Here is a 21727-nt window from a genome sequence, read left to right as displayed (position 1 = left end):
TCCGCGTCGGCCTCGCGTGCGGCCATCTGGCACCGAGGGCGGTCCGAGCGGACAATACGGGGCATGTCGCGCCGCACCGCTCCCACCGGCCCTGCTCCGACCACGACGACCACGACCCCCACCGAGGGGCGGGAGCCGCACGCGCCGCACCGGTACCGGGGGCGGGTCGGTGCGCTGGCGGCCGGAGCGGTTCCGGTGCTCGCCCTCCCCGAACCCGGGCAGGCGTGGCTGGCGTGGATCGCGCTGGTGCCCGGGCTGCTGCTGATGCAGCGGGCGCCGTCGGGCCGGGAGGCGGCGGTGCGCGGCTGGTGGTTCGGCGCGGGGTTCATCCTGACCGCGATGTCCTGGCTGGTCCCGTCCATCGGGCCGGGGCTGCCGGTGCTCGCGGTGCTGCTCGGGGCGCTCCAGAGTGGCGTCGGGTACACCGTGCACCGGCTGCTGCACCCCCGGCTCTCCGCCCGGCGGGCGCTCCTGGCGCTCCTGGTCGTCCCGGCGGTCTGGGTGACCGCCGAGTACGCGCGGTCCTGGCCCGCGCTCGGCGGCCCGTGGGCGCTGCTCGGCGCCACCCAGTGGCGGCACCCGGCGATCCTCGCCCTGGCCTCGGCCGGCGGGATCTGGCTGGTCAGTGCGGCGGTGGCGGCGGTGAACACCGGGGTGCTGATCGCGCTGACCGCGGTGCACCGGCGACCGCGGGCCGTCGCCGCCGGCTCCGTCGTGCTGGTGCTGGCCTCCGGCCCGCTGCTGTTCGCCCTGCGCGAGGCGCCCGCCAGGGACGGGGCCGCGACCGTGGCACTGGTCCAGCCCGGCATCGTGGAGGACCCCAGGGCCCGGTTCGAGGCGAGCGCGCGGATCACGGCCGGACTCGTCGGACAGCCGGTGGACCTGGTCGTGTGGGGCGAGAGCAGCACCACCGCCGACCTGGACCGCGACCCGGCCGCACTGGACACGCTGCGCGGGCTCGCCGCGACCACCGGCGCCGAGGTCGTGGCCGGGGAGGACGCGCGCAAGGCGGACGGGCGGATCTCCAAGGACGCTGTACTGGTCTCCCCCGCCGGCGTGGTGGACCGCTACCGCAAGATCCGGCTGGTGCCGTTCGGCGAGTACATCCCGCTGCGGCCGGCGCTCGGCTGGATCGCCGGGGTCAGCCGGGCGGCGGGCGAGAACCGGGCGCCCGGCACGTCCTTCCACCTCCTGCCCGCCACCGACCGGGCCGGCGCGCCGCTGCCCGTCGGGGCACTGATCTGCTTCGAGTCGGCCTTCCCCGACATGGCCCGCACCGCCGCCCGGGACGGCGCCCGGGTGCTGGTCTACCAGTCCTCGACCTCGACCTTCCAGCGCACCTGGGCGCCCGAGCAGCACGTCTCACTGGCGGCGATCCGGGCCGCCGAGACCGGGCGGCCGGCCGTGCAGGGTTCGCTGACCGGGGTCTCGGCCGCCTTCGACGCCCAGGGCCGGGAGCTCGCCCGGCTCGGTACCGGCGGCACCGGCGCGCTGACCGTCCGACTGCCGCTCACCGCGCCCGGGACGCTGACCTGGTACGACCGGATCGGCGACGTGGTGCCGCTCGGGGCGCTGCTGGTCACGGCGGGGGCGGCGCTGGTGGCCGTGGCCGGGTGGCGGCGCTCGCGCGTCGCCCGGCGGGCCGGTCAGCCCTCGGCGCCGGCGGTGTAGACCCCGAACGCGGCGCCCTGGGGGTCGCGGAGCACGGCGATCCGTCGTCCCCCCGGCAGTCCGGTGGCGGGCATCAGGACGTCCCCGCCGAGCGCCGTCGCCCGACCGACGGTGTTGTCGACGTCGGCGACCGCGAAGTACGGCAGCCAGTGCGGCGGCACCTGGGGCGGGAAGCGGTCGTCCATCGTCAGCATGCCGCCGAAGTCCCGTCCGTCCAGGCCCCATTGGGGGTAGTGCTCGGACGGGGCGACGGACCAGCCGAAGACCTCCGGGTAGAAGGCGAGCGCGCCGGCCGGGTCACGGGTGAGCAGTTCCACCCAGCCGAGCGAGCCGGGCTCGTTGAACACCCCGGCGCCCCGGAAGGCGCGGGCCTGCCAGACGATGAGCACCGCGCCGGAGGGGTCGGCGGCCACCGAGAAGCGGCCGAAGTCGGAGACGTCGGTGGGGTCCTTCAGGACCCGGCCGCCGGACTCCTTGACCCTCGCGGCGGTGGCGTCGGCATCGGCGACCGCGATGCAGACCGTCCAGGCGATCGGCTGCTGCGGGGCGTAGCGCGGGGTGATGGCGGCGGCCGGGGCTCCCCCGACCAGCATCTGGGCGTAGTCGCCGTGCCCGGGGCGGGCCGTGTCGTCCACCTGCCAGCCGAAGAGCTCGGTGTAGAAGGCCAGGGCGGCGGGCGGGTCGGAGGTGCCCAGCTCCGTCCAGCAGGGGGCGTTGGTGGTCACGGAGGTCTGCTTCATGGCGTCTGTCCTCGCAGCTTGCTCGGGAACTCCCGGGTTTTTCGGCGCCTCGGCCCCCGCACCTCCCGCCCCAGCATGCGGGGCGGGGGCGGAGCTTGGCGGGCGATGGTGGGCCGAACGGGGTGGACGAACAGATGACAGCTGACAGATTTCGAAATCTGTCAGCTGTCATCTGTTATTCGTCATCGGTTATCTGTCGGCTGTTGTCCGGCGGCGGGCGTCCGGCGACAGGCGCCTGACGGCTGGTGCCCGCCGGCTGCCGCCCGCCATCCGTCAGCTGCGCACGGCCCGTGCCACCGGGATCCACAGCTCCGCCTCGGCGTCGCCCGTCCCCGGCACGGGGCGGACCCGGAGGATCTCCGGACCCGGCCGGGCCTCGTACGGGTTGGACGGGAACCACTGGCTCGCCACGTCCCCCCACATCTCCTGCAGGGCCTGCGGGAACGGCCCGGTGTTGGTGAACACCGCCCAGGTGCCGGCCGGGACGTCGAGCACGTCCAGATCCGCCGGGACGGCGACACCCTCGCGCGCCACCACCGCGTGCCAGTAGTCGAGTTCGGACCCCTCCTCGCGGTTCGGCGCGAAGTCGTCGCTCACCGAAAGGATCCCGGCCGGGTCGTCCCCGGACAGGGCCGCGATCCGAGCGACCGTGTCCTTGTCGAGCCCCTTGATGAACTCGGCGATCCCCGGGTTGATCCCCACGTAGATCAGGGTGACCCGGGCCTTCTTGCCGACGATCCGGAAGTCCGGCTTCTCCACGATCCGGTATTCCATGCTGCTGCTCCCCTCCACGACGAGTCGGAAGGACATCCGGGGCTGGGAGACGAGCACCGCACCGTCGCGCCGGACCTCGCCCGGCCCGACTCCGTGCATGGCCCGGAACGCCCGGGCGAACGCCTCCCCCGAGGAGTACCCGTACCGGACCGCGATGTCGAGCAACGTCCGCTCGCCGTCGAGGACTTCGGCCCCGGCGACGGTGAGCCGCCGACGCCGGACGTACTCCGACAGCGGCATCCCGGCGAGCATCGAGAACAGCCGCCGGAAGTGGTACTCCGACGTCATCGCGATCCGCGCCAGCTCGGCCACGTCGACCTCGCGGTCCAGGTCTCGTTCGATCCGGTCCATCGCCCGGTTCAGGTGCTCCAGCACGCCAACCCCGTCCTTCCCTTGTGACACTCACCGTAGGAAGGACACACCCTGCCGCACCCGACAATCGGTGCCCGCTCCGGTCGGGTACCGATCACCGGGTACCGATCACCGGGTACCGATCACCGGGTACCGATCACCGGGCGACGGCCGTCGGGTGACGGCCGTCGGCGGCTCGGACTCGGCGGTGCTGCCTCGGCGGCGCCGAGGCAGCTGCCTTGCGCCAGCGGGCCTCGCGTCAGCGGCTCAGATCAGGCCCTGGGCCAGCATCGCGTCGGCGACCAGCTCGAAGCCGGCGATGTTCGCACCGACCACGTAGTTGCCCGGGTGGCCGTAGCGCTCGGCGGTGGTGAAGCAGGAGTCGTGGACGTGCTTCATGATCCCGGCCAGCCGCTCCTCGGTGTGCTCGAAGGTCCAGGAGTCGCGCGAGGCGTTCTGCTGCATCTCCAGGGCGCTGGTCGCGACGCCGCCGGCGTTCGCCGCCTTGCCCGGACCGAAGGCCACCCCGGCTTCCTGGAACACCCGCACCGCCTCCGGGGTGGTGGGCATGTTGGCGCCCTCGGCGACGGCCAGCACCCCGTTGCGCACCAGGGCCAGCGCGTCGGCCTCCGCCAGCTCGTTCTGGGTGGCGCAGGGCAGCGCGACGTCACAGGGAACGCTCCACACGCCCGGGCCCTCGACGAACCGGACGTGGCCACCGCGCAGTCGGGCGTAGTCGGAGACCCGGCCGCGCCGGACCTCCTTGACCTCCTTGAGCAGGTCGAGGTCGATGCCCTTCTCGTCCACCACGTAACCGGAGGAGTCGGAGCAGGTGAGCACGGTCGCGCCGAGCTGCTGGGCCTTCTCGATCGCGTAGACCGCGACGTTGCCGGCCCCGGAGACGACCACCCGGCGCCCGTCCAGGCTCTCGCCGCGGCTGTGCAGCATCTCGGAGGTGAACATGACGCAGCCGTAGCCGGTGGCTTCGGTACGGACCTGCGCGCCGCCCCAGCCCAGGCCCTTTCCGGTGAGCACGCCGCTCTCGTACCGGTTGGTGATCCGCTTGTACTGGCCGAAGAGGTAGCCGATCTCCCGGCCGCCGACGCCGATGTCCCCGGCCGGCACGTCGGTGTACTCGCCGAGGTGGCGGTAGAGCTCGGTCATGAAGGACTGGCAGAACCGCATGATCTCGGCATCCGACCGGCCCTTGGGGTCGAAGTCGGAGCCGCCCTTGCCCCCGCCGATGGGCAGACCGGTGAGCGCGTTCTTGAAGATCTGCTCGAAGCCCAGGAACTTGACGATCCCGAGGTTCACCGAGGGGTGGAAGCGCAGCCCGCCCTTGTACGGCCCGAGGGCGCTGCTGAACTCCACCCGGAAGCCGCGGTTGACGTGGATGTCACCGGAGTCGTCCGTCCACGGCACCCGGAACATCAGCTGCCGCTCGGGCTCGCAGATCCGCTCGATGATCCGGGCGTCGAGGAGCTCGGGGCGGTGGGCGAGCACCGGCGCGAGGGTCTCCAGCACCTCGTGGACGGCCTGGTGGAACTCGTCCTCGCCCTGGTTGCGGCGGACCACGTCCGCGTAGAGCGCCTCTATCGCGCGCCGCTCGGCGTCGAGGGAGGAGTCGAGGGAGGAGTGGGGGGTGGCGGGGGTCAGCGGCATCTGGTCAGGACCCTTCCGTGGTCGTCGATGGGCGTGCGCGGTGTCCCGGCGGGCCTGAGGGACGTGCCCAGGAAACGCGGCAAGTCTCGCAGTGTCCACACCGCGGGTCCCGCACCATCCACATGCTGGAAGGCCTGGTGGGAACAGTCGGGACCGGTGGGGTGGTGTGCGCCTCCGCGGTCGAGCCCCGTCCCATCGGCCCGCTAGTTGTTCAAATTGGAACTACCTAGTACGGTCGACCTCCGATCCACCGCGATCCGTCCGGACCGGTCGAACCCACCCGGTTCGTCCCGGTCCACCCCTGATTCGTCCCGGCCCATCCCCGATCCACGGAGGCCCACCCATGCCGCAGCCCGGCTCCGCCACGGTGCGCTCGCGTGTGCGCATCCCGCTGACCTTCCCCGACGGCTACCGCGCCGAGGCGGAGACCTTCACCTTCCACGGCCTCGCCGACGGCGCCGAGCACCTGGCGCTCGCGCTCGGCACGGTCCCCGAGGGCGGGACGCCGCTCGTGCGGCTGCACTCCGAGTGCCTGACCGGCGACGTCTTCGGCTCCGACCGCTGCGACTGCGGGCCGCAGCTGCGCGAGTCGGTGGAGCGGATCAGCGAGGCCGGCGGATACCTGCTCTACCTGCGGCAGGAGGGCCGCGGCATCGGGCTCTACAACAAGCTGGACGCGTACGCCCTCCAGGACTCCGGCCTGGACACGTACGACGCCAACACCGCCCTCGGCCTGCCCGAGGACGGCCGGGACTACACCGCGGCCGCCCAGATGCTCGCCGCGCTCGGCGCCACGGACATCGACCTGCTGAGCAACAACCCGGACAAGGCGGCGCAGCTGGCCGAGCTGGGGATCGTCGTGCGGCACCGGGTGCCGACGGGCGTGCACCTGTCGGCGAGCAACGTCCGCTACCTGCGGGCGAAGGTGGAGCGGACGGGACACTCGATCGAGCTCTCCCGACTGGTCGGCTGAGCGCCGGCAGAGAACGGGCCGCAGCGAACAGAGAACAGATGACGGATGACAGCTGACAGATTTCGAAATCTGTCAGCTGTCATCCGTCAGTCGTCATCCGTCCGCTGCCAGGTGACAGCTGCCAAGTGCCAGCTGGCACTCGTCGCCCCTCAGCCGCGCCCCGCCCGTCCCCGGACCGTCCGCAGCCCCCCGTACGCCGCCAGTGGCAGCATCACCAGCAGGGCGGCCCAGAAGGCCCCGTGCCCCCACAGCCCGGCGATCGACCTGAACGGCCCCTCGAACACCGGTATCCGCAGTGCCTCGACCGGTCCCAGCGGCCCGGGCCAGGCCCCCAGGAACAGGGTGGCCGGGACCCAGAGCGCGAACAGCCCCCGGGCGGTGGCCGGAGTCCCGAGGGCGCTCACCAGCGACACCACCGCCAGCAGCAGGACGAACCCGGCCTGGTAGGCCGCGCCGCTCTGTCCCGTCCCCCAGGAGCCGGGCGTCCGGTGCACCCCGGTGGCCGCGAGCCTGACCTCGACCGCCGCCCACAGCAGCAGCACCAGCACCGCCGTCGTCCCGAGCGCGAACCGCACCCGGTCGCGGGTCCCCGCGCCGCCCGTCCGCCACCGCCCGGACGGCGCGCTCCACACCCGTTCGCCGCCGGCGGCCCCGGGCGATTGCTCAGCGCTCCGCTCGTCCAGCCGCCGCCAGGCCGCCCGGACCTGGGTGCGCGCCTCCTGGGCGGGCTTCAGCAGCCGGTTGGAGGCCCGTTCCACCAGGACGAGCGAGACCACGATCGCCACCACCGCCGCGATGCCGGCCCAGCTCCCCATCCCGCCCTCGAACACGACCACCCGGTCGGCCACCGACTGCGGCGTGGCCGGCGCGGTCATCGGCGGCCCGAGCCGCAGGTAGCCGATGGCGAGGGCCCCGGCCCCGGTCAGCAGTGCCGTGCCGATGCCCACCCGGGCGGGGAAGAAGGCGATCACGGCGGCCGCCACGAGCCCCGCACCGAGTTGTCCGACCACTTGCCGGGCCGCGTGGTCGCCGGCGTTGCGCAGGTGTCCGCCGAAGGCGCCGGCGGGCGAGAGGTCGAGCTTGTCGCCCGCCTCGACCGGGTAGCGGAGCACCGCTCCCGCCCACAGCAGCAGTCCGAAGGCGAGGAGCAGCAGCAGGACCGCCCCGGCCCGGCGCGGCAGTGCGGTGCGGGCGTAGGGCCACCAGGCCGCCAGTCGGGCCCGCCGGTCCACCGGGGGCCGCCGGCGCCGGTTGTGCCACAGCCGGGCCACCCGCCCTTCCTGTCGTACCCCCGCCTCCGGCTCGGGCCGCTCGGGCTGCTCGGACCGTCCCCGGCCGCGCCGCCGCAGTGCCTCCGCCGCGATCAGGGCCGCCCGCCCGCCCTGCTGAGCCGGGTCGGCGCCCACCGCCCGGCGCCGCAGCGCGGACCAGCGGCGCCGCACCACGTCCCGGGCGGTGGCCGCCGCCGGGTCCGGCGCCGGCCTGCGGGCCGCCGCCCGTACGACGGTGCGGGCGCCCGCGTCCACCGCCAGCGCGCCGTCCACCACCGTGGCGGCCACCACGGCCGCGAGCTCGGACACCCGCTCGGGCAGCGGCAGCCGGTGCAGGGCGGCGGGCAGCGGCGAGAGCCGGCCGAGCAGCCGTGCGCGCTCCTCGGGCCGGATGCTCAGCCAGACCGCCTGCCGGTGCGCCTCCTCGCGTTCCTCGGGGCTGAGCCCGTCGCCGCCGCGCCGGCCGCCGCCGACGGTGCGTGCCAGCCGGTCCACCTCGGCCAGCACCTCCGGCAGTCCGGCCAGCGCGAGCAGCCGCGAGCAGTGCTCGCCCGCGCACTCGGGGTGGAAGCAGTCGTAGCGGGCGACCACGGTCGGCGCCCCGCCCCGGACCAGTTCGTCGATGAACTCGGCGCCGTCCGGTTCGGTGACGACGCGTTCCAGGCCGGTGGTGTCGATCCGGCGGTCGCGGTAGTGCGGGACGGCGCCCGGGGCGAAGGCGGCGCCCAGGGCGAGCACCGCGACCGCCGCCACGGACTCGCGCCGGGAGCCGGGCGCCCGGGCCACGTCGGAGAGGTGGTGCAGGTCGAAGACGGTGTCCTCGACCTCGTCCCGCAGCCAGTCGCGCACCCGTTCCGCTCCCCCCGTGGAGAGCCAGCGGGCCGCCGCGCCGGAGTTCTTGAGCAGCGCCTCGGTGAGCCGGACCGGGTCGGTGAACGGGTTGCCGAGGAAGGTGACCGGCCGGTGCGCCCGGGCCTGCGCCTGCGGCCGGCGGCGGATCACCTCGGGGGTGCCGCCGGCCAGCCAGCCGCGGACCTGCGGCGCGGTCCAGCGGTCCTCCGGCTTCTTGGTGAACAGCCCTTGGAGGAGCAGCAGTTGGCGCGGGTCACGGACGGCTGCGAGGTCCACCTCCTCGCCCATGACCAGTTCCAGTTCCAGCTCCTGGTCGGCCGGGCGCTCGCCGTCCGCGCCGATGAAGCGCGGGCGGCCGACGAACAGCTCGTACAGCACGTTGCCGAGACCCCACCAGGGCCCGGCCTGGTGGTTCTTGCCGGCCAGTTGCTCGGGGGCCATGTAGGCGACGGTGACCATCATCGCGGAGGTGAACCGGCGGCTGTCGGTGAGCCGGTCGACGCCACCGAAGTCGGCGATCACGAACTCCCCGGACCCGCTGCCGGGGCGCACCAGGATGTTGGCGGGCTTGAAGTCCAGCGGGTTGCGCTTGATCCGCTGCTGCCAGAAGTCGAGCAGGGCGACGAGCTCGTGGACGATCTGCTCGGTGGTCCGCCGGTCGCCGTGGCCGCCCTCCCGCCACAGTCCGGCGACGTGCGCGGCGAGGGTGACCGGCAGGTACTCCATGGCCACCCAGTCCACCTGGGCGCCGTGGTGGCCGACCCGGCCGAAGTCGATCAGGTGCGGGACGTGCCGGCGGAAGCCGTCGTTGCGCAGGTGGGCGAGCAGGTCGTGGTCCATCGGGTGCCCGGCGACGGCCACCTTGACGGCCGCGTCACCGCCTCCGTCGGTGCGCCGGACGTACCAGACGGTGCCCTCGGAACCGGCCCCGGCCCGGCCCAGCGGGATGAAGCGGCCGCGCAGGGCGTCCGGGAAGGCGCCCTCGAACGGGCCGTCGGAGCCCGGGCGTCCGCCGGGGCCTCCGGCCGGAGCGGGACCGCCGGGCCCGATGCCGTCCTGCCAGGAGGGCGAGCCGCCTCCGCCTCCCGCCCCGGACCTGGGCCGGACGACCTCGGTGACCGCCTCCGGGTCGGCGCCGCCCGAACGTCCCGGGTGCGTCGGACGCCCCGGCCGGCCCGGACTCCCCGGCCTCCCCGGCCGGACCTCCGTCAGCGCGTCCTGGTCGGACCCCCGCCCGGCATCCGGCCTGCGGCGGGTGGCCGCCTCCGGGTCGAACCGCGGCTCGGCGCGGGACGTCCGACGCGTCGCCGCCTCCGGGTCGAAGCGCGGCGGGACGGCGGGCGCCCGACGGGTCGCGGCGCGCGGGTCCACCCGGGTCGGCGGATCCACCCCGGGCGGCACCGACCCTGAAGACACCGACCCTGAAGGCACCGACCCGGGCTGGACCGATCCGGGCGGGACCGACCCGAGCCGGGAGGGCCGGTCGGAGGCGGCTTCGGAGCCGCGCCAACGCCCCCGCGACCACCGCTCCACCCTGCTCCCCGGCGGATTCCCCGGCTCGGCTCCGGCGGCCGACCGGGGCCTCGGCCCGCGCCGTTCGCCCTCGGCCGGATCCGCGTCCTCCGTCGTGCCCATGCGACGTTTCCCTCCCCCGCAGCCCGGACCGGCGCGGGGTCGTGACCGCGGGCGCACCGGTGCCGGGGTGGATTGTGACGCGTCATCATCCCGCACGGCGGGCGCGGGTGTCGGGCGCTTTTCCGGATCAGGACCGACCCGTCGCAGGACCGGTACGCAAGCGCCTCCCGCGACGCGGAACCGGGCGCCGTCGGCCCTCAGTGCTCCCCGACCGGGCGCCCCGCCGGCTCCTCCACGATCCGCCGGGCGATCTCGTCGGGCCGCACCGGGCGCCCGAAGTGCCAGCCCTGCGCCCAGTCGCAGCCCATGGTCCGCAGCCGCTCCGCGTCCCGGTGGGTCTCCACGCCCTCGGCGGTGACGTTCAGCCCGAGCGCGTGCGCCATCGACACCAGTCCGCTGACGATCCGCCACCCGGTGGACTCGTCCTTCCCCGGTTCGTGCAGGTCGCCGACGAAGGAACCGGCGATCTTCAGCCCGGAGACCGGCAGGTCGCGCAGGTAGGCGAGGTTGGACCAGCCGGTGCCGAAGTCGTCCACGGCCAGCGACACCCCGAGGTCGACCAGCCCGTGCAGGGTGCGCAGCGCCTCGTCCTCGGGCCCGACCACGGTCGACTCGGTGATCTCCAGCTGCAGCCGGGCCGGGTCCAGTCCGGTGCCGTCGAGGATCCGGCCGAGGTCGGTGACCAGGGCGGCGCTGCGGGCCTGCCGGACCGCCAGGTTGACGTTCAGCTGCGGGGCGGCGTCGCCGTACCGCTTGATCCAGTCCGCGGCCTGGCCGCAGGCCTGCTCCAGCACCCAGCGGCCGAGCGGCATGATCAGCCCGGTCTCCTCGGCGGTGGTGACGAACTCGTCCGGGCCGAGCACGCCGAGCTGCGGGTGGCGCCAGCGCACCAGCGCCTCCACGGCGGCCAGCCGGCCGTCCGCGAGGCGGTAGAGCGGCTGGTAGTCGATGAAGAACTCGCCGCGGTCGAGGGCCGCCGGCATCCGCACCGACACCGCGTAGCGGCTGACCGCGCGGGCGTTCTCCTTGGGGTCGAACAGCGTCCAGCGACCGCGGCCGGCCTCCTTGGCGCGGTACAGCGTGAGGTCGGCGGCGCGGACGGCCGCGCCCGGGGTGGTGGTGGACACCCGCCGCTCCAGCACGCCGACGCTGGCACCGACGGCGAGCTTGTGGTCGCCGATCAGCACCGGCCCGGCGAGCGCCTTGAGCACGGTCTTCGCGGCGGCCACCGCCTCCTGCTCGCCGCGGCAGCGCTCCAGCAGGACGACGAACTCGTCGCCGCCGAGCCGGGCGACCAGGTGGCCCAGCGGGCTGAGGGCGGCCTTCAGCCGGGCGCCGACGGCGGCCAGCAGCTGGTCGCCCATGTCGTGGCCGAGGCTGTCGTTGACCACCTTGAAGCCGTCGAGGTCGACGTAGCAGAGGCCGAAGCGGGCACCCGGCTCGGGCTCCTCGAACAGCTTCTCCAGCCGCTCGAAGAAGGCCGCGCGGTTGGGCAGCCCGGTCAGCGGGTCGTGGGTGGCCTGGTGGCGCAGCCGCTCCTGGAGCCGGTAGCGGTCGGTGACGTCCTCCAGCATCGCGACCTGGTACTGCGGGATGCCGTCGTCGTCGCGGATCAGCGAGACGGTCAGGTGGGTCCAGATCACCTCGCCGTCCTGGCGGTAGTACGGCTTGTCGAACTGGAAGTAGTCCCGCTTGCCGCTGATCAGCTCCTCGTACGCCTCCCACACGCCCGGAGTGTCCTCGGGGTGCACGAGGTCGCCGACCCGGCGCCCGATCATGTCCTCCGGGCCCGCGCCGAACAGCTCCTGGAGGGCCTTGTTGACCGCCATGATGTTGCCGTCGGTGTCGCCGATGCCGATGCCGATCGCGGCGCTCTCGAACAGCGCCCGGAACCGGGCCTCGGACGCGCGCAGCGCCCGCTCGGCCTCCTTGCGGGCGGCGTCGGCGGCGGTGCGGATCGCCTCCTGCTCGATCAGCGTGCGCTCGCGCAGGGCGCCCGCCCAGCCGGCCGCGAAGGCGCCGGTCAGGGCCGGGCCGCGGTCGTCGTGGACGGGCTGCGCCTGGAGCAGCTCGACCGCCCGGGCCAGCAGCACCGGGTCGGTGAAGTGCGCGTCGACCAGTTCGGCGCCGGCCTGCGCGGCCAGCCGCGGCTCGAACGGGTCGTCCTCCTGGGCGCGGTGCAGCAGCGCGGCGGTGCGCGCGACCAGCCGGCCGAGCAGGCCGGGGTGGACGGCGATGCCGTGGTCGGCGGAGAGCAGTCGGGCCCAGTCCTCGTGGAACCGCTCCGCGTTGCCGCGCACCGGGGTGGTACTCATCTGCTGAACCTGGTTCCTCTGCTGTGCGCGCCGGTTGCGGCGGGCCCGGCGACGGCCGCTCGGCCGCTCCGGTTGCCCCGGGTCGTGCTGCCGCCCGGGCCCGGCACCGCGCTTCCGGCGGCCGCCGCGCGGGGCGCACGGCCGTCGGTGCCTCGTCCGTCGCGTCCGATCAAGGGCGGAACCCCACGCCCGCCACCCCGGTCATCCGCTCGGGGTGCTCACCGACCGTACCGGGCTGGTCCGGGCGCCACTGCGGCAGGTAGACCACGCCCGGCTCGACCAGCTCGAAACCGGAGAACATCGCGGTGATCTGCTCGTGGGTGCGCATGGTCAGCGGGGTCGGCGTCATCCGGTACAGCTTCTGGTGGTCCTCCGCCTGGTCCGGGCGGCCCTCCAGGGAGGCGTGCGAGAGCACCAGCGCGCTGCCGGGCGGGAGGGCGTCGCGGATCACGCCGATCAGCTTCCACGGGTCCTCCTCGTCGCTGACGAAGTGGGCGACGGCGACCAGCAGCACGGCCACCGGCTCGCCGGCCGCCAGCAGCTCGGCGACCTCGGGGCGGGCCAGCAGGTCGGCCACGTCGCGCAGGTCGGCCTGGACGACGGCGCTGTCCCGGTCGTCCTCCAGCAGCAGACGGCTGTGCGCGACGGCGACCGGGTCGCGGTCCACGTAGACGACCTTCGCCCCGGGGCGGATCTCGCGGGCGATCTCGTGCACCGCGCTGAAGGTCGGGATGCCGGAGCCGATGTCCAGGAAGCGGCTGACGCCCTGCTCGGCGAGGAAGGTCACGGCGCGGCGCAGGAAGGCGCGGTTGGAGCGCATGATCTGCGGCAGCTCCGGCCACAGGGCCATCGCCTTGCGGGCCATCTCCCGGTCGACCTCGAAGTTGTGGGAGCCCCCCAGGTAGTAGTCGTAGACCCGCGCGGCGTTCGGTTTGTCCAGGTCCGTACCCTCCGGTACCCAGCTCGGTCGCCGCATGCCTGTGACTCCTTCACTCCGGTTCTGGGGTGGCAGCACCCTGGGGATGCCGCTGTGACTGTTGAGACTACAAGCACACAAGATCCTCCCCCGCACCCCGAACGGGTGCAAGCGGAATGCGCCCTTCCCGAAGCGCGGACGCCTCCGGAGCGCCCGTCCTCCGGCGCGGGTCCGCACCGGGGACCAACTCGACAACGGTCCACCGTCGTTCGCCCCTCGGGCCGGCCTGGCCGCACTAGGGTGGGGCGGTGGACCCCAACCACTACCGATTCCGGGGCGTCTGGCGGCTCGCGGCTCCGGCGCCCGCCGTGTACGCGGCTCTGGAGGACGTACGGAGCTACCCGCTGTGGTGGCCGGAGATCCGCGAGGTCCGGCCGACCGGCGAGGACCGCGGGGACGTGGTGGTGCGCGCGCTGCTGCCGTACCGGCTGGTGATCGGCCTGGTGGCGAGTCGGCGCGACCCGGACGCCGGGGTACTGGAGGTGACCATGCGGGGCGACCTGACCGGGTGGACGCGGTTCACGGTGACGCCGGACGCCACCGGCGGCTCGGTCGGCGCGGGCAGCGCGGGCGGCGCGGGCGGCGCGGGCGGCGCGGGCAGCCGGGTGCTGTTCGAGGAGGACACCCGGCCCGGCAAGCCCTTGCTGCGCCGGCTCGCCCTGCCGCTGCACCCGCTGTTCCGGGCCAACCACGCGGTGATGATGCGCCGGGGGCGGCGGGGGCTCGCCGCCCACCTGGCGGGCGGCGGACGACGGACGACGAGCGGCGGGTGACGGCGAACAGATGACGGACGACAGCTTTCAGCGAACAGATGACAGATTTCGAAATCTGTCATCTGTTCGCGGCGCCCCCGCCTCCGGCCCCGATACCGACTCCGGCCCCGGCCCCGACCCCGGCCTCGCACCCCACCCCGTCCCCGCCCCCGACTTCGGGTTCGACGCCCCCTTCGACCGGACCGGCACCGGCAGCAGCAAGTGGGCCCGCGCGGACGCCCCCGGGGTGATCCCGATGAGCCTCGCCGACATGGACCTGCCCGGCCCGCCCGCCGTCGCCGAGGCACTGGAGCGGCGCGCCCGTCACCGCGCGTACGGCTACACGGTGTGCGACCCGGCCGGCCGCACCCTGGTGGCCGACTGGTACCGCGCCCGGCACGGCGCCGCGGTGGACCCGGACTGGGTCCTGCTGCTGCCCTGCGGCCCGCGCACCGCGCTGCGCATCCTGCTGGAGACCGTACGGCCGCAGGCCCCCGTCCTCTTCCCCACCCCCGAGTGGGGCGGTTTCGCCCAGCTCTGCCGCGCGGCCGGCCTCCCCCACCACGCGCTGCCGCTGCACCTGGGCCCGGACGGCTACCGGCTCCCGCACGGCCCGCTCCCCCGCCCCGCCGGCGCCGTGCTGCTGAGCAACCCGCACAACCCCTCCGGCACCGTGTGGCCCCTCGACGCTGTGCGCGGTCTCGCCGCGCGGGCGGCCGAGAGCGGCGCGCTGCTGGTCTCGGACGAGGTGCACGGCGACCTCACCCACCCCGGCCGCGCCCACCCCGTCGCCGTCGCCACCGCGGACCCGGCGCACCTGCCCCACGTCGTCACCCTCAACTCCGTCGGCAAGACCTTCAACTGCTCCGGCATCCCCAGCGGTTTCGCCCTCGTCCCCGATGCCGGGCTGCGCGCCCGGTTCGCCGAGGCGCTGGCCGGCTACGGCCTCTGGGAGGGCGGCCTGCTGGAGCAGACCGTGCAGCAGGCGGCACTGCGCGAGGGCGGCCCCTGGCTGGACGCGCTGCTCGCCCACCTGGCCGCCGCCCGCACCCGGCTGACCGAGCGGCTCGGACCGGCCGTCCGCTCCGCCCCGCACGCCTCCTACCTGCTCTGGCTGGACGCCGCCGCGCTCGGCCTGCCGCCCGCCGACGCCCGCCGGGCCCTGCTGGAGCGCTGCGGCCTGGAGGCCTCCGACGGAGCCGAGTTCGGCTCCGGCGGCCGGGGTTCGCTGCGCCTGAACTACGCCCTGCCGGGGCCGGTCCTGATGACCGTCCTGGAGCGGCTGGAGCGCCTGTGACCCCGGCACATGCCCCGGCCGGATCGGGCCCGGGCCGCGCCCGCCGGTCGGCCGGAAAATCCCGCCCTCACCCGTTCGCCACGCCCCTGACCTGCGAAAACGAACGTTCACGCGAATTTTGCAGGGCGCCCCCGCATGCTCCGTAGCAGACTGGGCAGGGTAGACCGGGCCGCAATCGTGATCCCGAGGATGGTGAGTCCGGTGATACCGGTATCCCGCACCACTCCGCCCGAACGGCAGAGCACGCCACTACCCCCGTCGGGGGTGACCCCGTTGACCGAATCGGGGGCGCGCAGCCACGTGTCGGGCGTCTGCTTCAAGATCGGACCGCCCCGCCTGGTGGGGGTGGAGGTCGAGTGGTTCGTCCATGACGATCAATGTCCCACCCGGCCCGTACGGCCGGAACTGCTCCACGCCGCACTGGATTCGCTGCCACTCGGCGGCCCGGACGGCGACTCCCTCCCCTCCGGTTCGCGCCTCACGCTCGAACCCGGCGGACAGGTCGAGCTCAGCTCCCCGCCCGCCACCGGCCTCCTGGCCTGCGTCGAGGACACCCGACGTGATCTGACCGCCCTGCGGGCCGCCTTCGCGGCGCAGGGCCTTCGACTCACCGGCACCGGAACGGACCCGCTGGCCCGTCCCCGACCGATGGTGCTGGACCACCCCCGCTACCTCGCGATGGAGCGCTTCTTCGACTCCGCGGGGCCCTGGGGCCGGATCATGATGACCGGTACCGCGTCGGTGCAGGTGTGCCTGGACGCCGGCGACACGGACGGTCCGCACGCGGTGGAGCGCCGCTGGCGACTGGCCCATCTGCTGGGCCCGGTGCTGGTCGCCGCCTTCGCCAACTCGCCTATCCTGGACGGCAGTCCAACCGGTCACCGGTCCACCCGGCAGACCGTCTGGTCCCGGATGGACCCGACCCGCACGCTGGCCCCCGAGCCGGACCACGGCGATCCGCGCGAGGCGTGGGCGCAGTACGTGCTGGACGCCCGGGTGCTGTGCGTGCGACGGCCCGAGGGCCTGCCCTGGACGGCCCCGGCCGGTCTGACGTTCCGCGACTGGATCCGCGGCGCGGGCGAACGCCCGCCCACCCTCGACGACTTGGACTACCACCGCACCACCCTCTTCCCGCCGGTGCGCCCGCGCGGCCACCTGGAGCTGCGGATGATCGACGCCCAGCCCGGGGACGGCTGGGTGGTGGTCACCGCGCTGGTCACCGCACTGCTGGAGGACGCGCTGGCCGCCGACGCCGCACTGGCCGCGCTGGAGCCGCTGGACGCCATCGACCGGCGGGAGGGGGCGGACGGTCCGCGACCGCCGCGCAGCGGGGTCTGGCGCCGCGCCGCCACCCTGGCGACGGCCGACCCCGAGCTGCGCCGCGCCGCCCTCGCCTGCTTCGCCGCCGCCGACGCCGCACTGGGCCGCCTGCCCGGTGCCGGGCGGCTGCGCACCACCGTCGCCGAGTTCGCCGAGCGCTACCCCGCGCGCGGCCGCTGCCCGGCCGACGACCAGCTGGACGCCCTGCGCTCCGGCACCCGACGCACTCCCCCGGAGGAGGCCGCATCATGACCGACGTCCGACCCCACGGGGATGCCGGGGCAGGCAGCACGGACCGCACCGACGCCACGGGTGGAACCGGCCCCACCGGCAGCACCGGCGGTCTCGACGGCCTCGGCACCGCCGGCACCGAGGCACTGCGCGAGAGCATCGCCACCGAGCTGCTGGCCGCCCGCGCCCGCACCGCCGCCCTGACCGACTGCGTCGAGGACGGCGATCTCACCGCCCAGCACTCCCCGCTGATGTCCCCGCTGGTCTGGGACCTCGCGCACATCGGCAACCAGGAGGAGCTCTGGCTGCTGCGCAACGTCGGCGGCCGCGACCCGATGCACCCGGAGATCGATCCGCTCTACGACGCCTTCCAGCACCCCCGCGCCGAGCGCCCCGCCCTGCCGTTGCTGCCGCCGGCCGAGGCCCGCGCCTACGCCCACGAGGTGCGCGGCCGGGTGCTGGACCTGCTGGCCGCCAGCCCGCTGGAGGGCGCGCCGCTGCTGGAGGCCGGGTTCGCGTTCGGGATGATCGCCCAGCACGAGCAGCAGCACGACGAGACCATGCTGATCACCCACCAGCTGCGCACCGGCGAGCCGGCCCTGGCCGCTCCCCCACCGCCGCCCGCGCCCGCCGACGCGGCCACCCTTCCCGCCGAAGTCCTCATCCCCGCAGGGCCGTTCACCATGGGAACGGACACCGAGCCGTGGGCGCTGGACAACGAGCGCCCGGCGCACACCGTCGACCTGCCGGCCTTCCTGCTGGACACCGCCCCGGTCACCAACGCGGCCTACCAGCGGTTCATCGCGGACGGCGGCTACGACGACCCGCGCTGGTGGACGCCGGAGGGCTGGGAGCACCGCCGGCGCGCCGACCTGACCGCCCCGCTCTTCTGGCGTCACCTGGACGGCCAGTGGCTGCGCCGGCGCTTCGGCACGGTCGCGCCGGTCGAGCCGGACGAGCCGGTCCTGCACGTCAGTTGGTACGAGGCGGACGCGTACGCCCGGTGGGCCGGACGACGGCTGCCGACCGAGGCCGAGTGGGAGAAGGCGGCCCGGCACGATCCGGCGACCGGCCGCTCCCGCCGCTACCCCTGGGGCGACGGGCCGCCCGGCCCCGAGCACGCCAACCTCGGCCAGCGCCATCTGCGCCCGGCCGGTGCGGGCAGCTACCCGAAGGGGCAGTCCCCGTACGGGGTACGCCAGTTGATCGGCGACGTGTGGGAGTGGACGGCCAGCGACTTCCGCTCCTACCCGGGGTTCCGGGCCTGGCCGTACCAGGAGTACTCGGAGGTGTTCTTCGGCCCCGAGTACAAGGTGCTGCGCGGCGGCTGCTTCGCGGTGGCGCCGGTGGCCTGCCGGGGCACCTTCCGCAACTGGGACTACCCGATCCGGCGGCAGATCTTCGCCGGATTCCGCACCGCGCGCGACCTGGAGTCGGCCTGATGTGCCGTCACATCGCCTATCTGGGAGAGCCGTTGACCCCCAGGGAACTTCTGGTGCACCCGCCGTACGGCCTGTACCGGCAGTCCTGGGCCCCCCGGGTCCAGCAGTACGGCACGGTCAACGCGGACGGCTTCGGCCTCGGCTGGTACGCGGACGGCGACGAAGTACCCGCCCGCTACCGCCGGACCGGTCCGATCTGGGCGGACGAGACCTTCGCCGACCTCGCCCGGGTGGTCCGCACCCGGGCGCTGCTGGCCGCCGTCCGCTCCGCCACCGAGGGCTGCGCGCCGGGCGAGGGCGCGGCCGCGCCGTTCGCCGCCGAGCGCTGGCTGTTCAGCCACAACGGCGCGGTGGCCGGCTGGCCCGGCAAGCTGGACGCCCTGGCCGCCCTGCTGCCCCCGGCCGAGCTGCTGGACCTGCAGGCGCGCACCGACTCGGCACTGTTGTGGGCACTCGCCCTGCACCGGCTGCGGGCCGGCGCGGGGCTCGGCGAGGCGCTGGCGGGCACCGTGGCGGACGTCGCCGCGCACACCACCGGCCGGCTCAACCTGCTGCTCACCGACGGCACCGCGATCGCCGCGACCACCTGGGGCGACACCCTGTACCACCGCACGCTGCCGGGCCTCGGCACGGTGGTGGCCTCCGAGCCGTACGACGACGCGCCCGGCTGGACGCCCGTCCCGGACGGTTCGCTGCTGCTGGTGGACGCGCGCGGCATCGCCGTGAACCGCCTCCCCGGCCGCGACTGATCCCCACTCTCCCTTCATCTTCTGAACAGAGGAACCACCCTGTCATGGACACCTTCGATCTCGTCCGACTGCTGCCCTCCGACCACTTCAGCACCGCGCTGCGCCATGACGTGCGGCACGGGCTGACCTCGCAGCCCAAGTGGCTGCCGCCGAAGTGGTTCTACGACGCGCGGGGCAGCGAGCTGTTCGAGGAGATCACCCGACTGCCCGAGTACTACCCGACCCGCGCGGAGCGGGCCATCCTGACCGCCCGGGCCGGCGAGATCGCGACCGCCACCGGGGCCCGCACCCTGGTCGAACTGGGCTCCGGCTCCTCCGAGAAGACCCGGCTGCTGCTGGACGCCCTGCGCGCGCTCGGCACGCTGGAGACGTACGTCCCGGTGGACGTCAGCGAGAGCGCCCTGACCGCGGCCGGCGCCGCGCTCGCCGCCGAGTACCCCGGACTCGCGGTGCACGGCGTGCTCGCCGACTTCACCACCCGGCTCGGGCTGCCGCCGGAGGGCGGCCCGCGCCTGGTCGCCTTCCTCGGCGGCACCCTCGGCAACCTGCTGCCCCAGGAGCGCGCCGCCTTCCTGCGCGGCCTGCGCGCCGCCCTCGACCCGGGCGACTTCCTGCTGCTCGGCACCGACCTGGTCAAGGACCCGGCGGTGCTGGTCGCCGCCTACGACGACGCCGCCGGGGTGACGGCCGAGTTCAACCGGAACGTGCTGAACGTGCTCAACCGCGAGCTGGGCGCCGACTTCGACCCGGAGGCCTTCGAGCACGTCGCGCTCTGGGACGCCGAGCAGGAGTGGATCGAGATGCGGCTGCGCTCGCTGCGCTCGCAGACCGTGAAGATCCCGACCCTGGACCTGCCGGTGCACTTCGCCCGGGGCGAGGAGCTGCGCACCGAGGTCTCGGCCAAGTTCCGCCGGGAACGGGTGGCCCGGGAGCTGTCGGCGGCCGGGCTGCGACTGAGCCACTGGTGGACCGACCCCCGGGGCCGGTTCGGGCTCTCCCTCGCGTCGCCGGTCTGACCGGCGCACCCGGGCGGCCCAATTTGCTTGTTCACCTTACGAATTCTCAGAGCGAAACTTGAGGGTCCAGGTGTACAAGACTTAAACGAATAGGGGTTACGATCTCGGCTACCGAGCTCAGCGTTGAGTACCAGGAGTCAGATCGTGAGCGTCACCCAGAAGCCCTCCGGGGCGGTCGAGGCCCCCGCGCCCGGCCGCCTCGGCTTCGTCGTCTTCATCACCGCGGCAGCGGCCCTCGGCGGCTTCCTCTTCGGCTACGACAGCTCCGTGATCAACGGCGCCGTCTCCGGGATCCAGGAGAAGTTCGGCGTCGGCAGCGGCGTGACCGGCCTGATCGTCTCCTCCGCGCTGCTGGGCTCGGCGGTCGGCGCCGCGTTCGCCGGACGGTTCGCCGACCGGTACGGCCGCATCAAGGTCATGAAGGCGGGCGCGCTGCTCTTCGCGATCAGCGCGGTCGGCTCGATGCTGCCGTTCTCCGCCTGGGACCTCGCCCTCTGGCGCGTCCTCGGCGGCGCGGCCATCGGCATCGCCTCGGTGATCGCCCCGACCTACATCGCCGAGGTCGCGCCGACCAAGTACCGGGGCCGGCTGGCCTCCTTCCAGCAGGCCGCCATCGTGCTCGGCATCGCGATATCCCAGCTGGTCAACTGGGTGCTGGCGCAGGCGGCCGGCGGCGACACCCGCGGCCAGCTGCTCGGGCTGGAGGCCTGGCAGTGGATGCTCGGCATCTGCGTCGTCCCGGCCGCGGTCTACTTCGTGCTCTCCTCGGTCATCCCCGAGTCCCCGCGCTACCTGATCCAGGCCGAGCGCCTGGACGACGCCCGCAAGGTGCTCGCCGAGGTCGAGGGCGAGGGAACGGACACCGACGCCCGGATCGCCGAGATCCAGTCGCTGATCGCCTCCGACCACCGCCCGCGCTTCCGCGACCTGCTCGGCGGCCGGTTCGGCCTGCTCCCCGTCGTCTGGGTCGGCATCGGCCTGTCGGTCTTCCAGCAGCTGGTCGGCATCAACGTGATCTTCTACTACTCGTCGATCCTGTGGCAGTCGGTCGGCATCGACCAGAGCAACTCGCTGCTGATCAGCTTCGTCGGCTCGGTGATCAACATCCTCGGCACCGTGATCGCGATCGTGCTGGTCGACCGGATCGGCCGCAAGCCGCTCGCCCTGATCGGCTCGGTCGGCATGGCGGTCGCGCTCGGCACCGCCGGCTGGGCCTTCTCCTCGGCCACCGGCAGCGGGGACAACCTCACCCTGCCCGACCTCCAGGGCACCGTCGCGCTGGTCGCCGCCAACGCCTTCGTGCTGTTCTTCGCGATGTCCTGGGGCGTGGTCGTCTGGGTGATGCTCGGCGAGATGTTCCCGAACCGGATCCGCGCCGCCGCCCTCTCCGTCGCCGCCTCCGCGCAGTGGATCGCGAACTGGGTGATCACCGTCTCGTTCCCGTCCATGTCGCGCTGGAACCTGTCGGCGACCTACCTGGTCTACGCCGCCTTCGCGGCGCTGTCCGTCCTCTTCGTGGCGAAGTTCATGAAGGAGACCAAGGGTGTCCGGCTGGAGGACATGGGCTGATCCGCCGCCCCTCGGCCTCCCGGCCCCCGCACCCCCCGCCAACCGCCCGGGGGGGGGGGGGGCCCGGGCGTTACGCCGGGCCCCGCCCCCCCCGCCCCCCGGGGCCGCCCGGCGCACGGGGTACTGCGGCA

At 74.3% G+C, this 21727-nt stretch carries 15 protein-coding genes; 9 read left to right on the top strand and 6 right to left on the bottom strand.

Features of this window, described 5'->3' with window-relative positions; all coding sequences use genetic code 11:
- Positions 1-63: 63 nt before the first annotated feature.
- Positions 64-1671: an apolipoprotein N-acyltransferase gene (lnt, locus tag ACFVHV_RS04565; protein WP_380348755.1), complete on the top strand. Its 1608-nt coding sequence runs from the start codon at positions 64-66 to the stop codon at positions 1669-1671.
- Here lnt and ACFVHV_RS04560 read toward each other — a convergent pair.
- From ACFVHV_RS04560 to gdhA, 3 genes are all read right to left on the bottom strand, one after another.
- On the bottom strand, positions 1647-2411 hold the full coding sequence (locus ACFVHV_RS04560) for a VOC family protein (protein ID WP_359901697.1): 765 nt from the start codon (positions 2409-2411) through the stop codon (positions 1647-1649). The genes lnt and ACFVHV_RS04560 overlap by 25 nt on opposite strands.
- Before the next feature lie 273 nt (positions 2412-2684).
- Positions 2685-3560 (bottom strand): GyrI-like domain-containing protein, encoded by an 876-nt coding sequence (locus ACFVHV_RS04555; RefSeq protein WP_380348753.1) that lies wholly within the window; start codon positions 3558-3560, stop codon positions 2685-2687.
- Between the two features lie 243 nt (positions 3561-3803).
- On the bottom strand, positions 3804-5198 hold the full coding sequence (gene gdhA, locus ACFVHV_RS04550; RefSeq protein ID WP_380348751.1) for an NADP-specific glutamate dehydrogenase: 1395 nt from the start codon (positions 5196-5198) through the stop codon (positions 3804-3806).
- Positions 5199-5541: 343 nt separating this feature from the next.
- Here gdhA and ribA point away from each other — a divergent pair, with 343 nt between their 5' ends.
- Positions 5542-6171, top strand: coding sequence for a GTP cyclohydrolase II (gene ribA / locus ACFVHV_RS04545; protein WP_359901706.1), 630 nt, complete (start codon positions 5542-5544; stop codon positions 6169-6171).
- 149 nt (positions 6172-6320) lie between these two features.
- Here the strand turns inward: ribA and ACFVHV_RS04540 are convergent, their stop codons facing one another.
- From ACFVHV_RS04540 to ACFVHV_RS04530, 3 genes are all read right to left on the bottom strand, one after another.
- Positions 6321-9683: a hypothetical protein gene (locus ACFVHV_RS04540; protein WP_380348749.1), complete on the bottom strand. Its 3363-nt coding sequence runs from the start codon at positions 9681-9683 to the stop codon at positions 6321-6323.
- A gap of 443 nt (positions 9684-10126) precedes the next feature.
- Positions 10127-12244, bottom strand: coding sequence for an EAL domain-containing protein (locus ACFVHV_RS04535; RefSeq protein ID WP_359901712.1), 2118 nt, complete (start codon positions 12242-12244; stop codon positions 10127-10129).
- Between the two features lie 169 nt (positions 12245-12413).
- A complete protein-coding gene (locus ACFVHV_RS04530) occupies positions 12414-13220 on the bottom strand; it encodes an SAM-dependent methyltransferase (protein ID WP_359901715.1) in 807 nt (268 codons plus the stop codon).
- Positions 13221-13468: 248 nt separating this feature from the next.
- Between ACFVHV_RS04530 and ACFVHV_RS04525 the strand changes: the two genes are divergently transcribed.
- From ACFVHV_RS04525 to ACFVHV_RS04495, 7 genes are all read left to right on the top strand, one after another.
- Positions 13469-13993 carry an SRPBCC family protein gene (locus ACFVHV_RS04525; RefSeq protein WP_380348746.1) on the top strand — a complete coding sequence of 175 codons (525 nt, stop codon included), beginning with the start codon at positions 13469-13471 and terminating at the stop codon, positions 13991-13993.
- A 10-nt stretch (positions 13994-14003) separates the two neighbouring features.
- Entirely contained in the window at positions 14004-15269 is a 1266-nt protein-coding gene (locus ACFVHV_RS04520; protein WP_380348745.1) for an aminotransferase class I/II-fold pyridoxal phosphate-dependent enzyme, read from the top strand.
- A gap of 189 nt (positions 15270-15458) precedes the next feature.
- Positions 15459-16841, top strand: a complete 1383-nt coding sequence (egtA, locus tag ACFVHV_RS04515; protein ID WP_380348743.1) for an ergothioneine biosynthesis glutamate--cysteine ligase EgtA — start codon at positions 15459-15461, stop codon at positions 16839-16841.
- The gene (gene egtB, locus ACFVHV_RS04510; protein ID WP_380348741.1) at positions 16838-18262 is read left to right on the top strand and encodes an ergothioneine biosynthesis protein EgtB; all 1425 of its coding nucleotides are present in this window, start codon (positions 16838-16840) and stop codon (positions 18260-18262) included. The genes egtA and egtB overlap by 4 nt, the downstream gene beginning before the upstream one ends.
- A complete protein-coding gene (egtC, locus tag ACFVHV_RS04505; protein WP_359901730.1) occupies positions 18262-19011 on the top strand; it encodes an ergothioneine biosynthesis protein EgtC in 750 nt (249 codons plus the stop codon). Before egtB ends, egtC begins: the two co-directional genes overlap by 1 nt.
- A 44-nt stretch (positions 19012-19055) precedes the next feature.
- Complete coding sequence (gene egtD / locus ACFVHV_RS04500; RefSeq protein ID WP_359901733.1) at positions 19056-20027, top strand: L-histidine N(alpha)-methyltransferase; 972 nt, start codon at positions 19056-19058, stop codon at positions 20025-20027.
- 144 nt (positions 20028-20171) lie between these two features.
- A complete protein-coding gene (locus tag ACFVHV_RS04495) occupies positions 20172-21596 on the top strand; it encodes a sugar porter family MFS transporter (protein ID WP_359901736.1) in 1425 nt (474 codons plus the stop codon).
- The last annotated feature ends 131 nt before the right edge of the window (positions 21597-21727 follow it).

This window comes from Kitasatospora sp. NPDC127116 (genome assembly GCF_042677365.1).
Taxonomy (GTDB): domain Bacteria; phylum Actinomycetota; class Actinomycetes; order Streptomycetales; family Streptomycetaceae; genus Kitasatospora; species Kitasatospora lactacystinica.
This window is presented reverse-complemented; position numbering and strand designations above follow the sequence as displayed.

Coding starts and splice junctions, on each gene's coding strand:
- lnt (WP_380348755.1), top strand. CDS start 64: ATGTCGCGCCGCACCGCTCCCACCGGCCCTGCTCCGACCACGACGACC.
- ACFVHV_RS04560 (WP_359901697.1), bottom strand. CDS start 2,411: ATGAAGCAGACCTCCGTGACCACCAACGCCCCCTGCTGGACGGAGCTG.
- gdhA (WP_380348751.1), bottom strand. CDS start 5,198: ATGCCGCTGACCCCCGCCACCCCCCACTCCTCCCTCGACTCCTCCCTC.
- ribA (WP_359901706.1), top strand. CDS start 5,542: ATGCCGCAGCCCGGCTCCGCCACGGTGCGCTCGCGTGTGCGCATCCCG.
- ACFVHV_RS04535 (WP_359901712.1), bottom strand. CDS start 12,244: ATGAGTACCACCCCGGTGCGCGGCAACGCGGAGCGGTTCCACGAGGAC.
- ACFVHV_RS04530 (WP_359901715.1), bottom strand. CDS start 13,220: ATGCGGCGACCGAGCTGGGTACCGGAGGGTACGGACCTGGACAAACCG.
- ACFVHV_RS04520 (WP_380348745.1), top strand. CDS start 14,004: ATGACGGACGACAGCTTTCAGCGAACAGATGACAGATTTCGAAATCTG.
- egtA (WP_380348743.1), top strand. CDS start 15,459: ATGGTGAGTCCGGTGATACCGGTATCCCGCACCACTCCGCCCGAACGG.
- egtB (WP_380348741.1), top strand. CDS start 16,838: ATGACCGACGTCCGACCCCACGGGGATGCCGGGGCAGGCAGCACGGAC.
- egtC (WP_359901730.1), top strand. CDS start 18,262: ATGTGCCGTCACATCGCCTATCTGGGAGAGCCGTTGACCCCCAGGGAA.
- egtD (WP_359901733.1), top strand. CDS start 19,056: ATGGACACCTTCGATCTCGTCCGACTGCTGCCCTCCGACCACTTCAGC.